Origin of the sequence: Candidatus Tisiphia endosymbiont of Sialis lutaria, assembly GCF_964026535.1 — a bacterium.
In the GTDB taxonomy this organism is placed as follows: Bacteria; Pseudomonadota; Alphaproteobacteria; order Rickettsiales; family Rickettsiaceae; genus Tisiphia.
In genome coordinates this window covers 470,491-488,627 of the sequence record NZ_OZ032153.1, presented here as the reverse complement: position 1 = coordinate 488,627, position 18,137 = coordinate 470,491, and the positions used below count along the sequence as shown (strand labels likewise).

Below are 18,137 nucleotides of genomic sequence, written 5' to 3'. Positions count from 1 at the left end.
GTAGGTCGACGAAGCAATCCAGAAAAGCGATAGAGATGGATTGCCACGCCACCTACGGTGGCTCGCTAATAGACGACTTTTCTACTTTATTTTCTTAAACTAACGCCTATGCGACCACACAGTGGTCTCGCTAATAGGCGGAGTAATATTAATGGGGTTAGCTATATAATGCTTAATCTTTGAAACAATAATAAAGTTTGGTAACAATATGACAATAGAAAAAGTTACAATAAATAAGGCTGCAGAGAGAGTGTCTTTATCTTTAAGTAGACTTACTTGTCAAGTACCTAATTATAAATCAGAAATTTTATCATTAAGTAAGGTAAAAAATGGAGAGCCACTTTTTAATAAATTTATACAAAAATTTTTAGTTTATATTCCTGTAGATTATAGGTTTAGAGATAGACAAGAATTATTTGGCGAGTTTGCTTATAGTGCTTTTCAGTTCTTTAAAGAAAAGCAACCTAGTAAAAGGAAATTGCAGATTGTCAGTACGGTAATTGAAAATAATCCTGCTATTAATATTTTGTTATTGAACGAAAATAAATCATTCATAGTTGATTCGATTATTTGTTTGTTAACAACTCTCAACTTGAAAGCTAAATTTTTACTTCATCCTGTTATAGCTTGCGTAAGAAACAATGATGGTCATTTACAAGAAATATTGGATGTAAAGCAAGATAGTGACGAATCTTTAGTACATATAACTATTTTAGGGAATTTTGATCAGAGCGATATCAATTCTTTAGAAAATTCTCTGAATAAAACTTTAGATCAGGTCGATACTACTCATAATGTGTGGTCTAAATTATTGAACAGAGTAACAACGATTTCAAATGAGATTCAAAATAATCAACAATTACACAATAACTATTTAGATTATAATGAGTCTATAGATTTCTTAAATTGGCTAAAAGATGATAATTTTACTTTTTTAGGTATGATTAACTTTGATCTAATTTCCAAAGATTTTTCCTCAGAGGAAGGTGTCCAGAAAATATGGCAAGGACAAGATACTAAAAATGAAGTTATTGATATTATTGAACGCTCAGCAAGCCCATTACATAACAATAAATTAGTCATTTTAGGTAAAATTAATACCCTATCAAGTGTACATAGAAATAACTTAGTAGATTATATTTTAATCAAGAAGATCGATCAGGATAAAAAGTATCTTTCAGGTAGCATAATTTTTGGTTTATATAGTTCTGCAATATATTACCAGCTAATTACTGATATTCCTATATTAAGACAAAAGCTACAATTCGTTCTAGATAAATCTGCCTTTCCGACTGATGGATATAATACCAAAAAGCTTAAAAGTATAGTTCAATCTCTACCGAAAGAAGCTTTGATACAGATTGATGAAGGTGATCTATACTGTATGTGCTTACATGTACTTTCAGGTATGATGAGTAGAAAACTCAAATTATTTATTCAACAAGATTGGTCTGGTTCTTTTATTAATATCATAATATTCTTATCAAGAGATCGTTTAACACCAGAAGTACATAGTGCCATAAATTGTTATTTATCCGATACACTTAATGGGGTAATATTATCAGATTATATGGCAGAAGTGGCAGAAAATTTTTCATATTTATTTGTTACGTTAGAGGTGCAGAATAAAAATAGCCTTAATTTTGAAGTTGAAATAATAGAGCAAGAATTAGATAAACTTTCCACTCGTTGGAGTGAAGATTTTTATCATAAATTATGTAAAAATTTTGGTGAATATCAGGGAGGAGTAAATTTTAAACTTTTTGATCCAATTTTTCCTATTGATTATAGAGAGAAATTTAATGGGCAAACAACTTTAATAGATATTGAGTATCTAAAAGAGGCAAGTATTTATCACAAGCCTATATTTAATTTAATTACTATAAATAATAGTGAATTCCGGCTAAAAATTTACAGTCCTGCTCCCAAATTAGCTCTTTCCGACCTACTACCATCTATAGAAAATTTGGGATTCAAGGCTATAGATGAACAAAGCTTTGCTATAAAAGGAACAGAAGATATTAGACTTCCTGCAAAAGTCGCTTATGCTGAGGGATTTGAAGGAGACTTGGCACGCAGAACCGCAGCGTACTTAAAGGTACGTGAGGATTCGAGTACCGACTCGACGTACAAATCACCAGCAGAAGTAGAGTTTTGCGGGAAGTCTATTAAAGAGAGTTGGATATATGAGTTCACTCTCGAACCATTAATAACTATTGAAGGCAATATTGATTTGCTTAAAGCCAATGTAGAAGAGGCTTTAGATAAAATATCTCTCGGACTTTTAGATAATGATTCTTTAAGTAAATTAATAGTGTTATCAGGATTTAATTGGTGGCAAGTTAAGTTAGTCAAAGCATTAACTAGATATTTACATCAAACAGGCTTTATCTATGGTAAGGGTTATGTTCAACTGACCTTAATAAAGCATTTTCTATATACTAAAATGCTAGTTGATTTGTTTGATGCTAAATTTAATCCGGCAAACTTTTCAGATGAACGTACAAAAACTATAAAAGACAGTATCCTTAGCTATCTTAATAAAATCACTAGTAGCAGTGAGGATAAGGTTTTAAGGCATATGTTTGGTACTATTGAAGCTATTGTTAGAACTAATTGCTATCAATCTAGTTCTATAGTCAATTCAGGAGAATTTGGGGCTAGGAGCGATGGAGCGACGCCTATAAGTAATAGGCGAGCGACGAGCGACAACGTCCCCAACTTCTCATCAATTGACTATAATTTACAGAATGGAGATAACAAACATAATATAGTCTGTAAAAATTATTTTTCTTTTAAATTTGATTCAAAAAAAGTTCCTAATTTACCTTTGCCAGTGCCATTTGCTGAAATATTTGTTTATGCTAATGATTTTGAAGCTATTCATTTACGAGGTGGCAAAGTATCTCGTGGTGGTATTAGATGGTCTGATAGAGGAGAGGATTATAGAATAGAAGTATTAGGGCTAATGAAAGCACAAAGTACCAAAAATTCGGTCATTGTGCCTTTTGACGGCTCAAAAGGTGGGTTTTTCGTTAATTTCACTGATGATAATATGACTCGTCAAGAATATATGGCAAGAGTTATAGAATGTTATAAGAATTTTCTCCGTGGTTTACTTGATATCACTGATAATATAGTTAATGGCAAAATTGTCCAACCACAAAACACTATTATCTATGATCAGGAAGATCCATATTTAGTAGTTGCAGCAGATAAAGGTACAGCAACGTTCTCAGATCATGCGAATAGTATATCTGCTGAATATAATTTTTGGTTAGGTGATGCTTTTGCTTCCGGGGGATCAGCCGGTTATGACCATAAGAAAATGGCTATTACTTCAAAAGGAGCGTGGATTTCTGTAGCAAGTCATTTCTATGCTATGGGTCTTGATATACAAAAGGATCCTATTACTGTTGTTGGTATTGGTGATATGTCTGGAGACGTCTTTGGTAATGCTATGCTTAGGTCTAATGCAATAAAACTTGTTGCGGCATTTAATCATAAACATATATTTATTGATCCACAACCCGATCCGATTATTAGTTTTAATGAACGTATGAGATTGTTTGAGTTACCTACATCAAATTGGTCTGACTATAATCAACAGTTAATTTCAAAAGGTGGCGGGGTTTTTGAACGAAGTAGTAAATCTATTTTGTTATCGGCAGAAGCTAAATCATTGCTAAAGATAGATGTTGACCAACTAACCCCAGAACAGCTGATTAGAGCTATTTTACAAGCAGAAGTTGATTTGATATGGAATGGTGGTATAGGAACCTATATAAAAGCTTCGACAGAAAGTCACCTAGATATAGGTGATAAGGCAAATGATAATCTGAGAGTCAATGGTAAAGATATTAGAGCTAAAGTAATAGGGGAAGGTGGAAATATTGGCGTATCGCAACAAGGTAGAATAGAATATAGCAAGCTCGGTGGACAGATAAATACTGATTTTATTGATAATTCAGCTGGTGTTGATTGTTCAGATCATGAAGTAAATATAAAAATCGCTCTTAATCAAGCTATGGTTTCTAAAAAAATCAGTTTAGAAGAACGTAATAAACTACTGTTTGCTATGACCAAACAAGTTGAAGAGTTGGTATTAGTTGATAATTATAAGCAGAATCAAGCGATTAATATCATGCAATTATCTCGTATTTCGACTATCGAAATATTTAGCCAATTTATTGATACTTTAGAAGAAGAAAAATTAATTGATCGAACTGTTGAGTTCCTACCAACTAGAGAAGAGTTAAATAGAAGGGCTCTTAATAATGAAAGTATAACTCGTCCTGAGCTTTGTGTATTACTTTCTTATAGTAAACGCTCAGTCTATCATGATTTAATAACAGCAACATTCTCAAAAGATAAATATTTTGAGTCTTATCTGATTAATTACTTTCCAGCATTAATGCAAGAGAAATTTCGTGAAGAAATTTTATCTCATCCACTTAAGCATGAAATTATTCGAACCGTTGTAACAAATAAAATTATTAATCAGTTAGGTGGTCCATCACTTAATCTTATAAAACGTGACACTGGTGCTGCTCTTTGTGATATAGTTCGTTCATATACCATTATTTGTGAAATTTTTGATTTAGATAATTTATGGACTATAGTGGAATCTCTAAATGCTATAGAATATAAAGTTAAAATTGACATGTTTACTGAACTTGCTAAAATTATGCGTAGAGGTATCTCCTGGTTTTTAAAGCATATAAAACATCCTATCAATATTAGCGATACCATTGATGAATTTTATCAACCATCTAGAATGCTTAGCAAAGTGGTGAGTAAATTTCTCTTAGGAGAAGCTAAAAATAAATTCGATGATAAAGTTAAGCAATATGTTTTGTTGGGAGTGAAAGACGAGATAGCTCAAAGGGTCGCAACTCTCGATAGCTTAGTGTCAGTTTTTGACATAATCTATATTGCCAAAAGAACCCAGGCTACAAATAATGATGTTGCTAGTTTATATTTTGCTACTGGTAGCAAATTTAGTATTGATTGGCTTCGTAAATCTTGTGATAAACAGCTAAATGATTCTTATTGGAATAGATTATCAACGCAATCATTAAAAGATGACTTGTATGATAAACAAAGACAATTATTAACTAAAATAATTAACAAATCCAAAGTAAATATTGATTTAGATTTATGGATTGATAATAATATAGATTCTGCGTCTATTTTCCTAGATTTTGTCAAAGCAATTAGATTGCAGGAAAATATTGACTTAAATATTTTAATTTTAGCAAATAAGAAGTTTGAAACCTTCTTGCGTAAACTTGAGTAGCGTGTTATGTCGTCATCCCTAAAACAAGCAAGAATAGAGTCTGGCAAAACTCTTGAAGAGATATCTGATTATTTGAAAATTAGAAAGCAATATTTAGAGGCTCTTGAAGAAGGAGACCTAAGTTCAATGCCAGCGGAAGTTTATGTGAAAGGTTATCTTAAGTTATATTCAAATTATTTAGGGATAGTTTTGGATACAGGTGAGGAAGATGAGCAGGAACCCCCTAAAGATATTGATTTCAAAAATAGGGCTGGTTCAATGGTATCTGATTATAAATGGAAAAAACAGCTCATTATAATTTCTATTTTAACATTAATAATAATTCCAATAATTTTTCACTTAATATTACCATATGAATGACAATAAATACTGATTTGTTACTTAAATTAATGCAAGAAGTGGATCAAGGGATTGAAGGTCTTTTGTCGGATATTGCAGAACAGCATCAAGAAATTAATAGACTGAAAGATGAAAATAAATATCTCAAGGATAATTATACAAAAATACTTGAGCAAATAGCTGTATATATTGCTGAACTGGAAGAAATAAAACATAAAAACACATAATATAGATGTCTATAGTAACAATAATACTAGGTAGCAAAACTTTCCAACTGGCATGTAGTGACGGATCGGAAGAAGAATTGTGCAATCTTGCAGCCAAGTTAAATGAAAATATTACCCAGATAAAAAAGGCTAGCCCATCAGCATCATTTGAACTATTATTAGTTATGTCCGCCTTAAGTTTACAGGAACAAGTACAAAATTTGACTAATAAAATTGCTAAAATCGATGGTGATAAAATACCTTGTGAAGAAGAAAAATTTGCAGAAACATTAAGTACTATAGCAGGATATTTAGAAGAACTTGCACGAAAGATTGGAAAGTGATATTATCGTAAAATACTTGGAATATTTACTTAAAAAACACTTTTTAAAACAGAAGAGTGTAATAGACGAGCTACTTGGTTCGTGAGCTTAACGTATTGCCCTGGGACTATAATTTTTACTATTAGGAAACATTCCTGTCTGAGTCTATTATGCAGATATATGGATTCCATTTATATATACTAGGTTCTTTGAGGATCTTAGGCAACGACCAAAGTGGTTCATTTTTTTAGGCAATTTTTGTGTTATACTACATCAACAGGATTCTTACTAATAATAGAGTGCGGTCTGCTCTATTAATGTTGGTAGGCTGCTTTACTACTTTATTACTAGTAACTTATAATCCAGACGATCCTTCCTTTAATTCTGTGACAGCCAAATATCCAAGCAATTTATTAGGTTATTTTGGTTGTTATTTGGCAGATATTTTTTACCAATTTTTTGGTATAGCGTCGTTTATTTTACCCATTTGTTGTTTTTTTTGGTCTTTGAGTGTGTGGCGTTTAGAGAAAAAATGGGTTACCATCCGGATAATGGTGCTGCTGCTTTCAATTATATCATTATCGATAGTCTGCACTAAGATAAAAATTGATTATTTACCGGCTGGTGCCGGCGGAACAGTCGGTACTATTATTTACCCACTAGTCAAACAATTAGATGCTAGAGCCGATTATGCTTTAATTATTGTCACGTTTATTTTATTATTTTTACTGGCAGAAATAAAATTTTCAGCTTTTTGGAATGCTATAATTAAATTACTCAAACTAATACCTTATAAAAAAATTATATCCTTACCTACAACATCAACAAATAGCAACTCAACTAAACCAGTTTTGATAAAAAGGGCTCCTTTTGTTAATCAAGAAGAAGCTTCATATGCTGACAAAATGGATTTAGGGAAAAATAATGATCCACAATCTCATTATTTAAAGAAACAATCTGCATCAAGAAAAGAAAATGACCAATTACCAGACTTACCACCTATCGAATTATTAAAACAAGCTGATAGCCAAAATATAAAAGTGGAAACTTTATCAGAATTACAACATAATGCCCAAATATTGTTGACTGTTCTTAATGATTTTGGTGTTAAAGGTCAGGTCATTAATATTAATCAAGGTCCGGTTGTCACCTTATATGAATTTGAACCAGCTGCCGGTACTAAATCTTCTAGGATTATAGGTTTATCAGACGATATTGCCAGATCATTATCTGCAATATCAACTAGAATAGCTGTAATACCGGGTAGAAACGTCTTAGGTATTGAATTACCAAATAAACAACGAGCTTTCTTTTGTCTAAGAGAATTAATTGAAACCCCAGAATATCAAGATAATAGCATTATGCTACCATTGATTTTAGGTAAGGATTTAGCTGGCAAGCCTTTTGTTGCAGACTTAGCAAAAATGCCCCATTTATTAGTTGCAGGTACGACTGGTTCAGGTAAATCAGTGGCAATTAATGCGATGATAATTTCCCTACTTTACCGTTATACCCCAGAAGAATGTCGGTTAATAATGATCGATCCTAAAATGCTTGAATTATCAACCTATGATGGCATACCACATCTTCTAACCCCAGTGGTTACCGAACCAAACAAAGCGGTAGTAGCCCTTAAATGGGCAGTAAAAGAGATGGAAAATCGTTATAGAGCAATGTCAAATATTGGGGTAAGAAATATAGCTGGTTATAATGCTAAAATTTTGGAAGCTGCGTCAAGCGGTAAAATATTAGAGCGTTCTATCCAAACAGGATTTGATTCAGAAACCGGCAAGCCTATTTATGAAACAATTGAAATGAATATGGAGAAATTACCGTTCATTGTAGTAATTGTTGATGAAATGGCTGATTTAATGCTGGTAGCTGGCAAGGATATCGAATTATCGATACAACGTCTTGCTCAAATGGCAAGAGCTGCAGGTATTCATATTATCATGGCAACCCAAAGACCTTCTGTTGATGTTATTACTGGGGTAATTAAAGCTAATTTTCCAAGTCGTATCAGTTTTAAAGTAACTTCTAAGATTGATAGTAGAACTATTCTTGGTGAACAAGGCTCTGAACAGTTACTCGGTATGGGAGACATGCTTTATATGGGTAATTCGTCAAAGATTACCAGGGTTCATGGTCCATTTGTTGATGATAAAGAGGTAGAGAAAGTAACCGAATATTTAAGAGCAACAGGAACTCCTGAGTATCTTTCAGCAGTGACCCAACAACTAGATGATGATGAAGTAAATGTCGAAAGTTCTGGAGATGATTCAACTAGTGACGAGACTCTATATAAAAGAGCAGTACAAATAGTACAATTAGAACGAAAAGTATCAATTAGCTATATACAAAGATGTTTACGAATTGGTTATAATCGAGCTGCTACTCTTGTGGAGAAAATGGAACAAAATGGGGTAATATCCCCTCCTAACCACACTGGTAAAAGAGAAATATTATTGCCAGAGAATTAAAGTTATTACTTCCTCATTGTGAACCTTAGGGTGTGTCGTCACGAGATTTGAGCCACATTAGTAAAGCCCTTAAACAAAGACCCGCCATGTATGATTTTGTATTTTTAGCATATCTTGTTGCTATACCACGCCATTCTTTAAATTTTTGAAATGTATTTTCAATAATGTGCCTTAGCTTATATAGATATTTATCTATCTCTCTTTGAATCTTCCTGTTTCTTTTTGATGGTATTACAGGAATTATGTTTGCATTCACAGCCGATTCTATTATGGCGTTTGTATCGTAAGCTTTATCAGCCATAAAATGTTGTGCCTCCATATTCTGGATTAACTCACAAGCTTGAATACAATCATTTCTGGAACCTTCTGTAACAATAATTCTGACCGGCATACCATACGCATCCACGGCCATATGTACCTTTGTATTGAGCCCCCTTTTGTGCGACTAACCGTTTGATTCCCGCCTTTCGCTCCAAGTCCTGCTTTGTGAGTTTTTACAAATGTAGAATCTATCATTAACCATTCAAAATCAGGAGCATTTATAAAAATATTTAGCAAATTCTCCCATATCCCATTATCACGCCATCTACAGAATCTTCTGTGTACATTCTTCCAATTGCCATAATCAGGAGGCAAATCTCTCCATGGAACTCCCGTTCTAAATATCCACATCACTGCATTTATAAAAGTTCTATTGTCTCTTGCAATACCTCCCCAACAACCTTTCTGACCAGGTAAATTACTTTCTATCTTATTCCAAAGCTCATCGCTTATATCATGTCTTCTATGTGCTAAACTCATTGCTTCTTATCGCCTATTTTTATTACTACAATTATAATAACAAATCACATAAAATTATGCAATCACAATCTCGTGACGACATACCCTAGGTCAACGAAGCAACTGCAAGTTGTCATCCTTGCTCGACTTATTGTCACCCCTGCGAAAGCAGGGGTCTTAGATTCCTGCCTACGCGGAAATAACACAAGGGTAGCTGTGTCACCCCTGCTCAACTCGGTGTCACCCCTACTTCAGTGCGGGATATTAGATTCCCGCCTACGCATAAGCATCAGTTTAAGAAAACAATAATTGAGAAACCGTCATTGCGAGGAGACCGTAAGATCGGCTAAGCAACCCAGAAAAGTGATTAAAAAGAATTGCCACCCCACCTACGGTGGCTCGCTAATAGACGACTTTTCTACTTTATTTTCTTAAACTGACGCTTATACGGTTCCACAGCATACTCCAATGCAAATAAGGATTTGAGTACCGAATCATTGTCCAAATTACCAGCAGAAGTAGAGTTTTGCAAGAGGTCTATTTTAGTCTCTCGATTTGCTCTTTAGATAAGCCTGTTAATTCAATGATCTCATTAATAGTATTATGTTTAAGTAGCATAGTTTTTGCTATAACTTTCATTGCTTCAACTCTACCCTCGGCTCTACCTTTAGCCTCTCCGATTTTGATACCATCTTGTAGTCCGATTTGAATCCCTTCTTCTTTCCATACTTGAGCTATACTAGGCATAAGTTCTTCTCCTTTTTCTTTAGTTAAACTATTTTTTAATATTTTTTCTAACTCTATTTTATCATTTTGCTCAATAAAGGTCAAAGTATAGCTCAATAGATTTCTTATGTGGTCATGGCCTATTGTTATTTTACTCAATTTAGGCAAGAGATGAGAAATTTCCTGCCATCTTTTCAGTAATTGACGTTCGTGGATGTGTTTGAGGAAAAATAACAAAATCCCAGACCATACTTTTTTCTTGAGTTCTTTATCGGGGATGTCATGTACGTTAATAAGCTGACAATCATTTGTCCAGAAGCCTCTGGCTAAATCTGGATGGCTAAATAAATCCCATATATTAAGCGATGCGTTATATTTCTTCTTACCATTATAAATTATTAGAGGATAAATTAATGGAAGACGTTTAGCTTTAGGATTAGTAGTTAAATATAGATCACAAATATTAATCATATATTTAAATAACCTAAATGCCATCATTTTATCAACAGTACTTTGATGTTCCAATAGCAAAAAAATATAGCCATCCTGATCATTAAACTTAACAGAAAATAATACATCAGAAATAGTTTCAGAAAGGTCTGGCTCAATAAAACTATCTTTTTCTAATTTTACAGTTGTGCTATCGATTAAAGCCAGTACATCTTTAGGCAAATGAGTTGCCAAAAACTCTTTAGCAACTATGGGATTTTCCATAGATTTGCGAAAGATTTCGTCATGTTTTGGCTTGTCTGAAGTCATAATAAAATTTGCTTATATATTCACCTTATCCACATCTATTAGCAAAACCACGTAGTGGTCGTGGCACCAAAAAAAAATGATTATAATTGCTTTCCTTATTTTGCTCGAACTCCACTATTTTTTCTTTTAGTCTGCTCTGTCAATATTGCTTGACCAGGCTTAGGTACTGATACTGGTGGAGCAATTTCTATTTTTTTTACAGTGGCTTTAGTTAAATCTGCATTTTTTAACAAAGGATTTGCTTTAACCTCTTCTTTTATATCACCAACAACTTTTATCTTATCTAAATTCATTGTTTTTTCTGGATGCTTTTTGTTATATTCCTGAATTGCTGGCAGAAGTGTAATTAAAGTACTGCCATCAATGGTAGCCCCTTCAAAGTCTATATGTTCTTTAAAAATAGCTTTCTTAAAAGAACATTCTTTAAATACCGCACCTTTAATCGAACATTTGCCTAATGTTACCTTATTAAAGTTAAATCCTTCAACTTTGAAATTATCTAAGTTCATATCAACGGTCTCAAAAGACAATCCTCTTAAATCTTTATTACTTAAGGAATAATCCAATATCGGTGAATATTCATTAGATAGACGAGCTTCTTGACTATACTGATAAGCCCGCTCCTGAAAAATTTTAGACAAATCTCTTTTGTCATTTGGTTTAAGATTAGGCAAAATATCTGTAATCATCTTGCTCATTTCTTCACCAATTACTTTTCCACGTGTTGAATTAGACACAAAATGCTTTTGAAAATTATGCTTCAAAATATTAGCTACAGCTCCTACAGCTAAAGTTAGAACTTTTTTATCAAATAATAAGCCCATCAATGGACGAACCATTGCCCCATATTCTTTTTTACTATATGCAGTAGTTATTGCTCCTAGCTCTTTAGAATGATCCCCTAATACCTTAACAACTGCTTCACCTTTCAATTTTAGTTTTTTACCCATCTTGGTTTCATTAAGAAATTTCTCAACCACAGGACCGAGATCTTTAGCATGTTTTATTAAAAGATCGGGGATTTTCTTCTGTAAAACCTCTCTGACATTAGGATTATCTTTATTAAATTTAATAAGAGAATCGACTAATTTACTAACCTTTTCTGATTGTTCAGATTTAGGTACACTCATAATATCTTTAGTTTGTTCAATGATTAGCCCTAAAGCATCTTTGTCTTTTAAACAACTTTCAGCAAGTTCTGTTACTATCGGCAAGACATCAACAACAAACGGAATAGTTGCAGCTGTTGCATCATATACAAACTTAGGGTTCAAACCATAAAATCGTAAATTTTGCTGAACTTCTGGTTTATCCAAAAACTCTAGAATATTTCCTTTATTTTTAACAAAATATTGCGGTAGAGTATGTTTTAAGTCATAAGATAGACTTTGAACAACCTTATCAACATTATCCACAATAGACGATACCATAGCTTTTTGTGTTAGTATTATTTCTTCTTTTCTGTCAGAAGATAATTTTTCACCACCAGTCAACAGCTCTAAAGCAAGGTCTTGATGCTTCATATACGACTCATAGATTCCAACCACTTTAGGAGTATGATCTAATATTGTGCTACTTGCATTAATTGCCAGTGATATAGTATCGTCCAAAAACTCTTTTGACACGAATCTAGTAAATTTATCGTCTAAAATGTACTCAGCAATTTGGGTAATTTCTTTTTGATTAACTGGACTGCGTAAAAATTCAACTAAGTCTTTCTTGACCACTGCTACCACTTGAGGACTAACAAATATTTCCAAAGCATTTTTTATGATATTACGTCCTGATTTCTTATCAGGAATTATAAGATCCTTACAAATTTCTTGTACTTTTTTGTTTGATTCTCCTTCTAACACCCCACTTACTAAATTTACTGATAACGGCACTATTCTTCTAATAAAATCTTTATCTACTTCATCAAGTATATTAGTACCAACTTTCTTCTTGCCAACAACAGGATTTAATACAGCTTTTAAAACTGGCAATACAGAATATTTGGCTATAATATCTTTCAAAAGATTAGATTGTTCTTCAGTCAAACTAGTAACATATCTATCAAGTACTGTATCAGCACCCTTGATCAAATGAGATGCATACTCCACTTGTTCTGTTCGTAATTTTTGTCTTTCTTCAACTAGCAACTCATCACTTGATAATTTTGACCTCACTTCTTGAAATTTAAGGAAATTTTCATATATATCATTTACATCAGGCATCTTACTAACAATTGGAGGTAATACATTAATAGCATCAAGAAAAAATGCTCCAGCCTCTTCTAACAGACCTACAGCAATATTCGGTGAATTATCTTTTTTCCGTTGCAATTCTACCTGCTCAAGTATTATTTGCTGTTCTTGGAGCTTCTGCGGGGTGATTTCTTGACCATTTTGAATAAATTTGCCTTGTAAATCACGCAAATCACTACCGATAATATTAGTATCAACATCGATTATTGCTTTATCCATGTTAGCCTCAGCTAATTTTGCTGCCCGTAACTTAACTCCTTCTAACCTAACCTTTTCGGCTTGAACTTTTTCCAATATTGCTTTTTGTAGGTTTGATCTTGTGAGATCAGCATTGGTAAAATTTACCTCAGTAAAATCGGCTTGCTGAGCTTCCATACGTCTTATTATACTATTCGAAAAATCAGCCTTTTTGGCATGAACTTTTGTTAGTGTACTATAACTTAAATTAATTCCGTGGCCTTTGGCTCCTTCTAAAACAGCTTCGGTTAAATTAGCACATTTTATGTTAACATCTTCTAAAATCGCATTCCTAAAATTTGCATTTTGGGCATCCACCATGTTCATATTAGCTCGAATAAAATTCACCCCTTCAGCATTAATCTTTGTTAAAATAGCTTTTTCTAAATTCGCCTCATCCAATTTGACAAAACTATCTAACTCAGCTTCTGATAAATTTATACCTTTTCCTTCTATACCGTTTAGTATAGTATTTTGAAATTGTGCTTTATGTGCCTTAGCTTTACTCATTAAAGCATTCGATAAATCACTATCTATAACTTTACACTGCATTAAAATGGCCTGCTCTAATATTGCATGCTGCATTTGTACTTTTCGTAAATCTGCTGAGATTAAAGAAATACCCTCTAAATTTGCATGATTAAATGTTGAATTAGTAAATTTTGCACGATCCCAATTACCATTTTTTATATTCGCATAATCAAAATTAGAGTCGCTTATCAAAACTTCCTGACCATTAGAACCAGACATAAAAGCATGAACAAACTGACTCTTATCAGTGACCGTTGATTTACTTAGATTACTGTTAAAGAAATTGGCGTTATCTGCTTTAACTCCAACAAAATTAGCCGCTACCAGCTCCGCACCTTCAAAGCTTACTTCACTAACATCAGTACCATTAAACACACATCCGGATAAAACGGATCCTGAAAAAACAGCCCCTCGTAAATCCGCCCCTGAAAAATCTAAGCCAGATAAATCGACCCTATCATGCCATTCATTATTAGTAGAGGTATCAACTCTACTTGAACAATCTGCAATAATTCTTGCTCCTGCCTTTATCTGCGATTGCTCTAATTTGCTTTTAGCAAAATCATTTAAACTTAAATCTTTATCATCCTTTCTCGCCTCTAAATATTTCTCTATATCCTCTCGAGCTAGACGTACATATTGAGTTTCTTGATCCCGCTGTTCTTTAGTTGACCCTCGTACATAAGCTGGATCAAAAATACAGCTCTCACTGCCAAAAATATTTTGAAAAGTTTTATGCATTACATTATCTTTTCTAGGAAATATTTTTTGCTCAACCATTAGCTTCAACTCTTCTACCAATCTGTCATATTGCTGATTACCAGTTTCACGCTTTAGTACTATCTTTGCTTGTTGCATATAACTTAAATTTGCATATGCATCAGCTACTTCTTTTGTCTTACTATTTATAAGTTCCTTCTGCTCTTTTTGACGAACTAAATCACTTTTTATATCAGCATATTTTCTGCCTAAAGAAGAGGTCGTACTGTATTTTATTCCTTCAATATCACGCTCCTTACCCATTTGAGAATATCCCTTATAATTATCAGAGAACTGACAATTAGCAAGATCAGCTCCTCTAAAATCTACATTTCTTAGAACAGTATTTTCGAAATAAGCCTGATTAAAATCAACATCGCAAAATACCGCATCCTCTAAATTACATCCTCTAAAAGTAGTATTTTTAAATATACAACCAGTAAAATCTCCTCCACTTAGATCGGTTATAGTACCAGATGCACCAAAAATCATATTAGACAAATCCGCTGCTACCACTACATTCTTATCAGGAAAATATATGTTCTTTAAATATTGGTTAAGACTCAAACTTCCCTTAGGGTCGTCTGCCAAAGCTGCATGCTGAGCTGCAATATATTGCCCTATATCCTCAATAGTAGGACGATATTTCTCAATTTTAACAGCAAGATCATCAAAAACAGATTTTTCTTTTACCATAACTTCTACTCCTAATTACTTTTGTGCTTATCATACTATAACTTAGAGATTTAATAACAAACGATCTGGATTCTCAATTAATTCCTTGATTTTCACAAGAAAAGTAACAGCTTCCTTACCATCAATAATACGATGATCATAAGATAAAGCTACATACATCATCGGACGTATTTCTATTTTGCCATTAATTGCTACTGGTCTTTCTTCGGTCTTATGAAGACCTAAAATACCTGATTGAGGAGGATTAATAATAGGGGTTGATAATAATGAGCCATAAACACCACCATTGGAAATAGTAAATGTTCCTCCTGATAAATCAGACATCGATAACTTTCCTTCTCTAGCCTTTTTACCCAGACCGGTAATTTCTTTCTCAATACCAGCAAAACTCAATTTGTCAGCCTGCCTGACTATTGGTACTACTAACCCCTGCTCTGTTCCTACTGCCACACCAATATCGTAATAATTCTTATACAGAATCTCATCCCCTTCTATTTCAGCATTTACCGAAGCTACTACTTTCAGAGCTTCAATAGTAGCTTTTACAAAGAATGACATGAACCCCAACTTAACACCATGCTTCTTCTCAAACTCTTCACGATACTGCATACGCAAATTAATAACTTTCAACATATCAATTTCATTAAAAGTTGTTAAAATAGCTGCGGTATTTTGCGATTGTTTCAAACGATCTGCAATAGTCTTACGAAGTCGCGACATTCTAACGCGTTCTACCGCCCCTGCATTTGCTAATGCAATATTGCTCACAATAGGTGATTCAGTTGCTTGTATAGATGAAGCTGTTGTTGGACTATTTATAAATCCTAATACATCTCCCTTAGTTACCCTACCCTCTCTACCAGTGCCTTTTATGTCATCTAATGACAGTTTATTTTCACTCACTAATCTTCGTACAGAAGGTGGGGAAGCAATGCTGTTTATATTTGTAGGCTGTTGCTGTACCTCTTTGCCTGACGTGCTAGGTAAAGCTACAGCAGAAAATGCTCCTTCGGTAATTTGTCCAACGCTATCACCGACAGATACCGTATCTCCATCATTCTTAAATATTTTGCTTATTACCCCAGATGAAACTGCATTTACTTCCAACGTAACTTTTTCTGTTTCAAGCTCTAAAAGTAGCTCATCCACTTTAACCACATCTCCTTGTTTTTTATGCCACTTGGCAATAGTAGCCTCTGATACTGACTCTCCAAGGGATGGAACTGTAATTTCAATAGTCATATTATTTTATTCTCCAATTATATTCTATATTATACTATATATTATCTTCCCCACTAATACAAAATAGCATAAATTTAGCATATTATAGTCAATTGATGAGAAATTGAGAACTGCGTCGCTCCATCGCATAGGCGTTAATTTAAGAAAATAAAGTAGAAAATTCGTCTATTAGCGAGCCACCGTAGGTGGCGTGGCAATCCATTTCTAATCACTTTTCTGGATTGCTTCGTCGACCTTACGGTCTCCTCGCAATGACGGTTCTTCAATTATTGTTTTCTTAAACTAACGCTTATGCCCCCCATCGCTCTTAGCCCCAAATTCTCCTGAATCAACTATATCTCTTGCTGGCTTTTTTGTTTTTTATCCATATCAGCAAATACCTCTTCCCACGATCCAACAGTTGCAGCTTTGGTATATTCGGTTACCCTTGCTTCAAAGAAATTAGTAAGCTCCATACCGTTTAAGATTTCATCAAGCCAAGGCAACGGATTATTATCAATTAAATAAATTTCTTTAAGTCCAAGCTGCATTAATCGGCGATCAGCAATATAACGAATATATTGTTTTACTTCTCTAGCGGTTAACCCTTCAATACCACCAACTTCAAATGCTAGTTCAATAAAGGCATCTTCAAAATGGACAATAGTAGCACACGCTTCATACAGACGACCACGAACCTCCTCAGTCCATACTTCAGGATTTTCCCTAATAAAAGTTTTAAATAACATAATGATTGAATCAGTATGTAACGTCTCATCCCTTACTGACCAACTAATGATTTGCCCCATACCTTTCATTTTATTAAAACGAGGAAAATTAAGCAAAATAGCAAATGAAGCAAATAGCTGTAATCCTTCAGTAAATGCCCCAAATACTGCTAAAGTTGTAGCAATATCTTCTTTCGTTTCTACCCCAAAACGTTGCATATAGTCGTATTTATCTTTCATTTCTCTATATTTAAGAAATGCTGAATATTCAGTTTCTGGCATACCTACAGTATCAAGCAAATGAGAATAAGCCGCAATATGAATTGTTTCCATATTAGAAAATGCTGATAACATCATCAGTACTTCCGTTGGCTTAAATACCCTGGAGTAATGTTTCATATAGCAATTATTTACTTCAATATCAGCTTGAGTAAAGAAACGAAATATTTGAGTTAATAGATGTTTTTCTCCAGGAGTTAAATTATATTTCCAATCTTTTATATCATCAGCTAGCGGCACTTCTTCTGGTAACCAATGAATTCGTTGTTGAACATGCCACGCTTCATAAGCCCATGGATAAGAAAACGGTTTATAGATTGGACTAGCATCAAGTAAAGACATATTATATTTCCTTTTTAATTTATTCGAATTTTAATTATACACCTCATTGCGAAGGGATGCTTTGCAACACCGTCATTGCGAGGAGCTACTTTAGTAGCGACGAAGCAATCCATATGACAAGCTTCATGGATTGCCACGCTCACATACGTTCGCTCGCAATGACGTACCTATTAATTCGTCATTGCG

At 33.7% G+C, this 18,137-nt stretch carries 9 protein-coding genes and 3 pseudogenes; 7 read left to right on the top strand and 5 right to left on the bottom strand.

Translation table 11 applies throughout. The features are described from left to right. Positions 1-208: 208 nt before the first annotated feature. The 7 genes and pseudogenes from AAGD20_RS07080 to AAGD20_RS02315 all read left to right on the top strand — a co-directional run. Positions 209-748 (top strand): annotated as a pseudogene (locus tag AAGD20_RS07080) (glutamate dehydrogenase); the annotation flags it as partial. Between the two features lie 312 nt (positions 749-1,060). Continuing rightward, positions 1,061-2,632 (top strand): annotated as a pseudogene (locus tag AAGD20_RS07075) (palindromic element RPE1 domain-containing protein); the annotation flags it as partial. Between the two features lie 147 nt (positions 2,633-2,779). Beyond that, positions 2,780-5,299: pseudogene (locus tag AAGD20_RS02335) on the top strand (NAD-glutamate dehydrogenase domain-containing protein); the annotation flags it as partial. Between the two features lie 6 nt (positions 5,300-5,305). Then, a complete protein-coding gene (locus AAGD20_RS02330) occupies positions 5,306-5,659 on the top strand; it encodes a helix-turn-helix transcriptional regulator (protein ID WP_341749245.1) in 354 nt (117 codons plus the stop codon). Next, positions 5,656-5,865, top strand: coding sequence for a hypothetical protein (locus AAGD20_RS02325; protein ID WP_094649411.1), 210 nt, complete (start codon positions 5,656-5,658; stop codon positions 5,863-5,865). Before AAGD20_RS02330 ends, AAGD20_RS02325 begins: the two co-directional genes overlap by 4 nt. A gap of 5 nt (positions 5,866-5,870) precedes the next feature. Beyond that, on the top strand, positions 5,871-6,188 hold the full coding sequence (locus AAGD20_RS02320; RefSeq protein ID WP_094649410.1) for a cell division protein ZapA: 318 nt from the start codon (positions 5,871-5,873) through the stop codon (positions 6,186-6,188). Between the two features lie 239 nt (positions 6,189-6,427). Further along, positions 6,428-8,647, top strand: coding sequence for a DNA translocase FtsK (locus AAGD20_RS02315; RefSeq protein ID WP_341749244.1), 2,220 nt, complete (start codon positions 6,428-6,430; stop codon positions 8,645-8,647). A gap of 25 nt (positions 8,648-8,672) precedes the next feature. Here the strand turns inward: AAGD20_RS02315 and AAGD20_RS02310 are convergent. From AAGD20_RS02310 to AAGD20_RS02290, 5 genes are all read right to left on the bottom strand, one after another. Then, a protein-coding gene (locus AAGD20_RS02310; protein WP_341749243.1) for an IS5 family transposase occupies positions 8,673-9,448 on the bottom strand; the annotation gives its coding sequence in 2 pieces (ribosomal slippage) (positions 8,673-9,091 and positions 9,091-9,448; 777 coding nt in all). 516 nt (positions 9,449-9,964) lie between these two features. Next, positions 9,965-10,912 carry an Rpn family recombination-promoting nuclease/putative transposase gene (locus AAGD20_RS02305; RefSeq protein ID WP_341749242.1) on the bottom strand — a complete coding sequence of 316 codons (948 nt, stop codon included), beginning with the start codon at positions 10,910-10,912 and terminating at the stop codon, positions 9,965-9,967. 95 nt (positions 10,913-11,007) lie between these two features. Next, the gene (locus AAGD20_RS02300; RefSeq protein WP_341749241.1) at positions 11,008-15,381 is read right to left on the bottom strand and encodes a pentapeptide repeat-containing protein; all 4,374 of its coding nucleotides are present in this window, start codon (positions 15,379-15,381) and stop codon (positions 11,008-11,010) included. A gap of 42 nt (positions 15,382-15,423) precedes the next feature. After that, entirely contained in the window at positions 15,424-16,623 is a 1,200-nt protein-coding gene (gene odhB / locus AAGD20_RS02295; protein ID WP_341749240.1) for a 2-oxoglutarate dehydrogenase complex dihydrolipoyllysine-residue succinyltransferase, read from the bottom strand. 332 nt (positions 16,624-16,955) lie between these two features. After that, a complete protein-coding gene (locus AAGD20_RS02290) occupies positions 16,956-17,951 on the bottom strand; it encodes a ribonucleotide-diphosphate reductase subunit beta (RefSeq protein WP_341749239.1) in 996 nt (331 codons plus the stop codon). Between the last annotated feature and the right edge of the window lie 186 nt (positions 17,952-18,137).

Excerpts from the sequence above, each read along its gene's own strand:
- AAGD20_RS02330 (WP_341749245.1), top strand. The coding sequence starts at position 5,306 with ATGTCGTCATCCCTAAAACAAGCAAGAATAGAGTCTGGCAAAACTCTT.
- AAGD20_RS02290 (WP_341749239.1), bottom strand. The coding sequence starts at position 17,951 with ATGTCTTTACTTGATGCTAGTCCAATCTATAAACCGTTTTCTTATCCA.
- AAGD20_RS02300 (WP_341749241.1), bottom strand. The coding sequence starts at position 15,381 with ATGGTAAAAGAAAAATCTGTTTTTGATGATCTTGCTGTTAAAATTGAG.
- odhB (WP_341749240.1), bottom strand. The coding sequence starts at position 16,623 with ATGACTATTGAAATTACAGTTCCATCCCTTGGAGAGTCAGTATCAGAG.
- AAGD20_RS02320 (WP_094649410.1), top strand. The coding sequence starts at position 5,871 with ATGTCTATAGTAACAATAATACTAGGTAGCAAAACTTTCCAACTGGCA.
- AAGD20_RS02325 (WP_094649411.1), top strand. The coding sequence starts at position 5,656 with ATGACAATAAATACTGATTTGTTACTTAAATTAATGCAAGAAGTGGAT.
- AAGD20_RS02305 (WP_341749242.1), bottom strand. The coding sequence starts at position 10,912 with ATGACTTCAGACAAGCCAAAACATGACGAAATCTTTCGCAAATCTATG.